At 58.5% G+C, this 7902-nt stretch carries 2 protein-coding genes, 2 tRNA genes and 2 rRNA genes (1 of these 6 running past the window's edge); 2 read left to right on the top strand and 4 right to left on the bottom strand.

The genetic code is table 11. From position 1 onward, the window contains the following. The 4 genes from ACD578_RS09310 to ACD578_RS09295 form a co-directional block, all read right to left on the bottom strand. Positions 1-2561 (bottom strand): 23S ribosomal RNA (locus ACD578_RS09310); it reaches 1883 nt to the left of the window's first position. 280 nt (positions 2562-2841) lie between these two features. Beyond that, positions 2842-2917 (bottom strand) — tRNA-Ala (locus ACD578_RS09305). 124 nt (positions 2918-3041) lie between these two features. Beyond that, positions 3042-3118: transfer RNA gene (locus tag ACD578_RS09300), tRNA-Ile, on the bottom strand. Between the two features lie 149 nt (positions 3119-3267). After that, positions 3268-4754 (bottom strand): 16S ribosomal RNA (locus tag ACD578_RS09295). The 16S and 23S rRNA genes sit together here with 2 tRNA genes alongside, the layout of an rRNA operon. Positions 4755-5695: 941 nt before the next feature. Here ACD578_RS09295 and ACD578_RS09290 point away from each other — a divergent pair. Together ACD578_RS09290 and fixJ are read left to right on the top strand one after the other, a co-directional pair. Continuing rightward, entirely contained in the window at positions 5696-7213 is a 1518-nt protein-coding gene (locus ACD578_RS09290) for a PAS domain S-box protein (protein WP_404292489.1), read from the top strand. After that, entirely contained in the window at positions 7203-7814 is a 612-nt protein-coding gene (fixJ, locus tag ACD578_RS09285) for a response regulator FixJ (RefSeq protein WP_404292488.1), read from the top strand. The genes ACD578_RS09290 and fixJ overlap by 11 nt, the downstream gene beginning before the upstream one ends. The last annotated feature ends 88 nt before the right edge of the window (positions 7815-7902 follow it).

The raw sequence follows: 7902 nt of genomic DNA, 5'->3' as shown, positions 1-7902 counted from the left end.
CCCTAGCCCATCCAGTGCTCTACCCCCTGGAGGATTCAGACGAGGCGCTACCTAAATAGCTTTCGCGGAGAACCAGCTATTTCCGAGTTTGATTGGCCTTTCACCCCTAGCCACAAGTCATCCGAGACTTTTTCAACAGGCACCGGTTCGGTCCTCCAGTGCGTGTTACCGCACCTTCAACCTGCTCATGGCTAGATCACCCGGTTTCGGGTCTAAAGCAACGAACTCAAACGCCCTGTTCAGACTCGCTTTCGCTGCGCCTCCACCTATCGGCTTAAGCTTGCTCGTTACTTTAAGTCGCTGACCCATTATACAAAAGGTACGCAGTCACCCAGGACGAACCTTGGGCTCCTACTGTTTGTAAGCATCCGGTTTCAGGAACTGTTTCACTCCCCTCGTCGGGGTGCTTTTCACCTTTCCCTCACGGTACTAGCCGCTCTTATGCACGAGGTGGCTGGAGAAGGCTGGCGGGTGTAGCTTAAGCACTTGAAGCAGCGTAGGATTTGGTTGCTGAGACTAACCCCTGCCACCCCTTCAAGGCTGCCACACCCGCCATGCAGGACGATACAACTGCGACGTTCCCGTTTCCAGCCGTGTCCCGCAAGAAGATCACCGCTGCTTTCGACGGCGGGCGCTTGTCGTCGGACGGCGGCGTCATGCTCCTGGCCCAGGCCGAGCGCCGGCTTGGAATCGCCGAGCGGCTGGCGCGCTTCATCCCCGATCGCCGAGATCCAGGCCGCGTGACGCACGTGATCCCAGACATGATCCGCGCCCGCATCTTCGCCATCGCGTGCGGCTATGAGGACTGCAACGACTTCGGCCCGCTGCGCTCCGATCCGGCGTTCAAGCTCGCCTGCGGGCACTTGCCGGAGAGCGGAGCCGACCTCGCCTCGCAGCCGACCCTCTCGCGCCTGGAGAACGCTCCGACGATCCGCGATGCCATCCGGTTGACCTATGCTCTGGTGGATCAGTGGATGGAAAGCTATGCCACCGTGCCGGATGGGGTCGTGCTGGACGTCGACGACACCTGCGACGTGGTGCATGGGCACCAGCAGCTCTCGCTGTTCAACGCCCACTATGACGAGCGCTGCTTTCTGCCGATCCATGTCTACGACAGCGCCACCGGCCGTCCTGTTGCCATCGTGCTGCGGCCCGGCAAAACACCTTCGGGCCTGGAGGTGCGGGCTCATCTGCGCCGGCTGGTGCGGCGCATCCGCACCCGTTGGCCGACGACACGCATCACCATCCGGGGTGACAGTCACTATGCCCGTCCCGAAGTCATGGACTTCTGCGAGCAGAACGGCCTCAGCTATCTGTTCGGGCTGGCTGGCACGAAGCCGCTCACCGCCAAAGTTCAGGACGTGGCGGATGCGGTGCGCACTCAAAGGGCGGTGGAAGACTGCGAGGTTGTTCGTGGCTTTGCCGAGACGAAGCACCAAGCCAGGAGCTGGACGTGCGAGCGCCGGGTGGTCGCCCGCATCGAGGCCACCCGCCTGGGCCTCGACATCCGCTTTGTCGTCACCAACCTCAGGGGAACCAGCCCACGGGTGGTCTACGAGAGCCTGTATTGTGCCCGCGGCCAGGCGGAGAACTGGATCAAGTTCCACAAAGCGCAACTTGCTTCCGACCGGACCTCGTGCCGCCGGGCGGTGGCCAACCAGGTTCGGCTCGTGCTGCACACGGCCGCCTACTGGCTGATGCTGGCGGTGCGGGAGGCCATCCCGGCTGCGCGCGATCTCGCCAAAGCCGAGTTCGCGACCCTACGGCTTCGCCTGCTCAAGATCGCCGTGCGGGTGCAGGAAACGGCGAGCCGCATCCGCTTGGCCTACGCGTCCTGCTGCCCCGAAGCCGACCTCTTCGGCCGTCTTGTTTGGGCTCTCGCCCCTCGGCCGCGGACGGCGTCGCCATGAACGGCGGGGCCACGATCGCCCCATCAGCCCATCCATTTCCTGCCAACGCGTTCCCCATGTTCCAGACCTCATCGCGATGAAACAGACGCAACGAGCCCCTGCGATCGCAGTCCAGAACGGAAGACATCAACATGTCTCATGAATAGGGTGGGCTAGTACACTATCGGTCGCTGAGGAGTACTTAGGCTTGGAGGGTGGTCCCCCCATGTTCAGACAGGATTTCACGTGTCCCGCCCTACTCAAGTCCTGCAATCACGTTGATCCGTACGGGGCTATCACCCGTTCTGCCCGCCTTTCCAGACGGTTCCGATGACGTGTCATGCAGGCACTGGCCTGGTCCGCGTTCGCTCGCCACTACTAACGGAGTCTCAATTGATGTCCTTTCCTCCGGGTACTTAGATGTTTCAGTTCCCCGGGTTCGCCTTAAACCCCTATGTATTCAGGGCCTAATCCCTTCATCTGACCCTCCGTAGTGCCAAAACAGGATCGCTCCTGCCCTGACAATACAAAGGATCGAAGGGGGGTTTCCCCATTCGGAGATCCTTGGATCAAAGCTCGTTCGCAGCTCCCCAAGGCTTATCGCAGCGTACCACGTCCTTCATCGCCTCTCAGCGCCAAGGCATCCACCAGATGCTCTTACGACACTTGATTACTCTCATGATCAATGTCCGCTCGGCTACAAGCCGGACATGACCAAAAAAGAAAGACCTGTCTTTGGATTTCTCCAAAGACATGTTTTGCTTGCCAAGCATATCCGACGCACACGGCTGCGGGCCGTGGCTGGTTCGCGGGACTAGGTGCCCGCTGGTCGAATATGCTGCCTCTTTACGATTTCAAACATCCGCGCTCACCCCCAAAGAGGGGAGGCGAATTAGACATCATCCACGGCCATGAACACGTCATGGCCTCTGGACGTCCGGATCCATAAAAATGGTGGAGCCTGTCGGGATCGAACCGACGACCTGAAGCTTGCAAAGCTACCGCTCTCCCAGCTGAGCTAAGGCCCCTTGATACCTGGCCTCAGGCGCCGGCGAAAGCGTCCGCTTTCTTGGCTGTCCGCGCCACGGGGCGCGGCGGCCGGTCGGCCTTCGCAAGAAGAGCAGGACGGCGTCTGAGGCTAACCAAGATAAATGGTGGGCCTGGGACGACTCGAACGTCCGACCTCACCCTTATCAGGGGTGCGCTCTAACCACCTGAGCTACAGGCCCCAATCGGAGTGGAAACCCCGACCGATGTATCCGGAATGAGAAGAGAAACGAAGACGGCAGCGTCCCGCATAGCGAGACCTGACTGGTCTCTTTTGTTCCAAGCGATCCGATAAAACCGACCGAGGTCGGCCTTGAGGGATCGTCCTTAGAAAGGAGGTGATCCAGCCGCAGGTTCCCCTACGGCTACCTTGTTACGACTTCACCCCAGTCGCTGACCCTACCGTGGTCGCCTGCCTCCTTGCGGTTGGCGCAGCGCCGTCGGGTAAGACCAACTCCCATGGTGTGACGGGCGGTGTGTACAAGGCCCGGGAACGTATTCACCGTGGCGTTCTGATCCACGATTACTAGCGATTCCGCCTTCATGCACTCGAGTTGCAGAGTGCAATCTGAACTGAGACGGCTTTTAAGGATTAGCTCCCCCTCGCGGGTTCGCTGCCCTTTGTCACCGCCATTGTAGCACGTGTGTAGCCCAGCCCGTAAGGGCCATGAGGACTTGACGTCATCCCCACCTTCCTCTCGGCTTATCACCGGCAGTCCCCTTAGAGTGCCCAACCAAATGATGGCAACTAAGGGCGAGGGTTGCGCTCGTTGCGGGACTTAACCCAACATCTCACGACACGAGCTGACGACAGCCATGCAGCACCTGTGTTCCCGCCAGCCGAACTGAAGGATCCTGTCTCCAGGATCCACACGGGACATGTCAAAGGCTGGTAAGGTTCTGCGCGTTGCTTCGAATTAAACCACATGCTCCACCGCTTGTGCGGGCCCCCGTCAATTCCTTTGAGTTTTAATCTTGCGACCGTACTCCCCAGGCGGAATGCTTAAAGCGTTAGCTGCGCCACTGACGAGCAAGCTCGCCAACGGCTGGCATTCATCGTTTACGGCGTGGACTACCAGGGTATCTAATCCTGTTTGCTCCCCACGCTTTCGCGCCTCAGCGTCAGAACCGGACCAGTTAGCCGCCTTCGCCACTGGTGTTCTTGCGAATATCTACGAATTTCACCTCTACACTCGCAGTTCCACTAACCTCTTCCGGTCTCAAGCCATGCAGTATCGAAGGCAATTCTGTGGTTGAGCCACAGGCTTTCACCCCCGACTTACAAAGCCGCCTACGCGCCCTTTACGCCCAGTGATTCCGAACAACGCTAGCCCCCTTCGTATTACCGCGGCTGCTGGCACGAAGTTAGCCGGGGCTTCTTCTGCGGGTACCGTCATTATCGTCCCCACTGAAAGAGCTTTACAACCCTAAGGCCTTCATCACTCACGCGGCATGGCTGGATCAGGCTTGCGCCCATTGTCCAATATTCCCCACTGCTGCCTCCCGTAGGAGTTTGGGCCGTGTCTCAGTCCCAATGTGGCTGATCATCCTCTCAGACCAGCTACTGATCGTCGCCTTGGTGGGCCATTACCCCACCAACTAGCTAATCAGACGCGGGCCGATCCTTCAGCGATAAATCTTTCTGCTCTCGCACGTATCCGGTATTAGCCCAAGTTTCCCTGGGTTATTCCGAACTGAAGGGCACGTTCCCACGCGTTACTCACCCGTCTGCCACTCATCCCGAAGGATGCGTTCGACTTGCATGTGTTAAGCCTGCCGCCAGCGTTCGTTCTGAGCCAGGATCAAACTCTCAAGTTGAAAGAATTTGATCTCGACTAAATCTCTACGCAAATTGACAGAGTACCTCCATCTCCAGGTTTCCCTGAAGCGGTGTACTCACCAAAGCATAGACATGGTCGATGTTCTCATTCGATCGCCCCGAAGGACGATCCGCAAGGACACCGCCGCCTACGCTTCTCTTCTCTCTTCACTTGTCAAAGAACAGGTGCCTCACGCAGAGACACAAAAACAACCCCGGGCCACCTCACCCATCCCTTGCCAGGATGGCCAGGCCCCGAAGCCTCCCGACGCCGCGCTCGTTGAAGAACCCCGCCGCCGATGAGACTGATCTAGTCTCTGTCGCTTCCGCTGTCAACCGGCATCGTGAAAGTTTTTGTAAGCTTTCGCGACGTCGTTCTTGGCCTCTCACAAGTAAAGACCAAGCACTCCCGTTCACAGAAACGCTGCCGCTTCTGCGTTGACCGTGCCGCAGGATCGAAATCCCGCAGCCCATGCTGGAAAACACCGCCAGAGGAGCCCGCAACACCGCCGACGATCCCGCCGAACCTTTGCCGCTCATGACCAGAGCCAGATCAAATCAAAGCTCACCCGAACACCGGCGCAAACTGCAAGCTCGGGCATTGCTGCCCCGAACTTCATGTTCAACCCTGTCCGGGAAAAACCCTGCGGCTCGCTCGTCGCAAAACCACAAGGGAGGCGCCGATATAAAGGCTTTGAATCTAAATGCAAGAGGGACCTAATCCGTGGTCGGCGAATTCTGCCGTGACCTTAGGAAGATCGAACTCAAGGCCCTCATTAAGTAATATAGTTAGCGTTCACGCTGTTACAAGGGCAGCGCGCTTTTAAAGATCGGTTAATGCCACAGTGTATTGTGGGATCGACCACTGGTGGATCATAGCTCAGGATTGTTATGCTGTGTCCTGCGCAGAGGGGTTTTAGTGTCAGAGACAAGTTCCAAAGTGGATCCGTCATCATCCACCCGCGATAGGACAGCCGAGCTTCTCATCGATGCGGTGACGGATACTGCGTTCATCGTGCTCGATTCCGTCGGGAATATCGCAAGTTGGAGTCGGGGCGCCGAGCATATCCATGGATGGAACAGTGAGGAGGCGCTCGGGCGCTCCGCTTCTATTCTCTACATGCCGGACAATGGCTCCGATATCCTTCGTCAGGATCTTCAATTAGCTCATGAGAGCGGACACCACGAGGCACAGGGTCTCCGGGTGCGAAAGGACGGCTCAGCATTCGTGGCACGCGTCACGATGACACCGATTGCAGTCAAGGGCGCTGAAGAGAGCGGTTTTGCCATGATCACGCGAGATATCACCGAGTGGGTCACGGCCGAGGAAGCGCTGAAAACACGCGAGGCTCACCTGCGGTCGATTTTGGAGACTGTTCCGGATGCCATGGTGGTCATCGACGAGCAGGCGCGCATTCAATCCTTCAGCGCGACGGCCGTGCGTCTGTTCGGCTACCAGCCGGACGAGGTGATCGGCGAGAACGTCAAAATTCTCATGCCTGCCCCTTATCGCGAACAGCATGACAACTACATGCTACGCTATCGCAACACAGGCGAAAGGCGGATCATCGGTGTTGGACGCGTGGTCGTCGGTCAACGCAAGGACGGCTCAACCTTCCCGATGGAACTGGCCGTGGGTGAGATGCATTCTGGGGGCATTCGCTATTTCACCGGCTTCATCCGCGATCTGTCTGAGCGGCAGAGGACAGAAGCGCGTCTGCAGGAACTCCAATCCGAACTCGTTCACATGTCGCGTTTCACGGCTTTGGGGGAGATGGCCTCCACGCTTGCTCACGAGATCAACCAACCGCTGACCGCGATCACCAATTATCTCAAAGGCTGCCGGAGAATTCTCGAGCGAATGGAGGGAGACAGGGTTCCCATGCTCCGGGATGCGGTCAATGAGGCGGGTGAGCAGGCGCTGCGGGCAGGGCAAGTGATCCGTCACCTGCGCGAATTCGTGGCCCGCGGCGAGAGCGAGCGCCATATCGAAAATCTGCCCAAGCTCATCGAGGAGGCGAGCGCTCTCTCGCTTGTGGGGGCGAAAGAACAGGGTGTCCGGGTTACTTTCGATTTTGACCTCAACGCTCCCTTCGTGCTTGCCGACCGTATTCAGATCCAGCAGGTTCTGCTGAATCTGATCCGCAATGCCATCGAGGCCATGCAGGAGACAGAGCGTCGGGAACTCAAGGTTGCCACCCGCTCTGTGGATGAGGACCACGTGGAATTGAGCGTGGCAGATACCGGCCCTGGTCTGGCTCCGGAGATTGCCGGCCAATTGTTCCACCCGTTCGTGACCACCAAGAAGCACGGAATGGGCGTCGGCCTGTCGATCTGCCGTACGATCGTGGAAGCGCATGGCGGGAAGATCTGGTCCGAATCGAAGCAGGGCGGGGGAACCGCATTCCGTTTCACGTTAAGGACTATTGGACGGGGAGAATTGGCGCATGCAGAGTGACGCTGTCGTGCACGTGGTTGATGATGACGCAGCTGTCCGCAAATCGCTGGCATTTCTGCTTGCCTCGGAAGGACTCCCGGCTCGCCTGCACGAATCTGCCTCAGGCTTTCTCGATGACGCACCAAGGATAGAGGCGGGCTGCATCGTCACGGATGTGCGCATGCCAGGCATCGACGGCATCGAACTGATCCGACGTCTGAAGGAACGTGGCATTGCACTTCCGGTAATCGTCATGACCGGCCACGCGGATGTACCGATGGCCGTCGAGGCCATGAAGGAAGGTGCGATCGACTTCCTCGAAAAGCCTTTTGGGGACGAGGTGTTTCTGGCTGCAGTGCGCTCCGCTCTGGCTCGTCAGGAAAAGGATAGCCATCACGGAACCCAGATTACAGAAATTCAGGGGCGTTTCGATGCTCTGTCCGAGCGGGAGCGGCAGGTTCTGGAAGGGCTCGTCGCCGGCAAGGCCAACAAGGCGATCGCCTACGATCTTGGAATCAGCCCGCGTACGGTGGAAATCTACCGCGCAAACGTCATGGCGAAGATGCAGGCCAAAAGTCTGTCGGAACTCGTCCGCCTCGCCCTGCTGATCGAGCCGAAATAGCCCCTTAAGGAATATTCCTGAGTAGGGAAGCTAGGGGCCATATGCATAATCTGCGATGTTGGCCGGGCGCGTGTGCCTTTTGGCCAGG

It is taken from the genome of Microvirga sp. RSM25 (genome assembly GCF_044784385.1).
GTDB classification, from domain to species: domain Bacteria; phylum Pseudomonadota; class Alphaproteobacteria; order Rhizobiales; family Beijerinckiaceae; genus Microvirga; species Microvirga tunisiensis.
The sequence above is the reverse complement of the archived record's forward strand: the minus strand, read 5'-3'. Positions and strand labels throughout refer to the sequence as shown.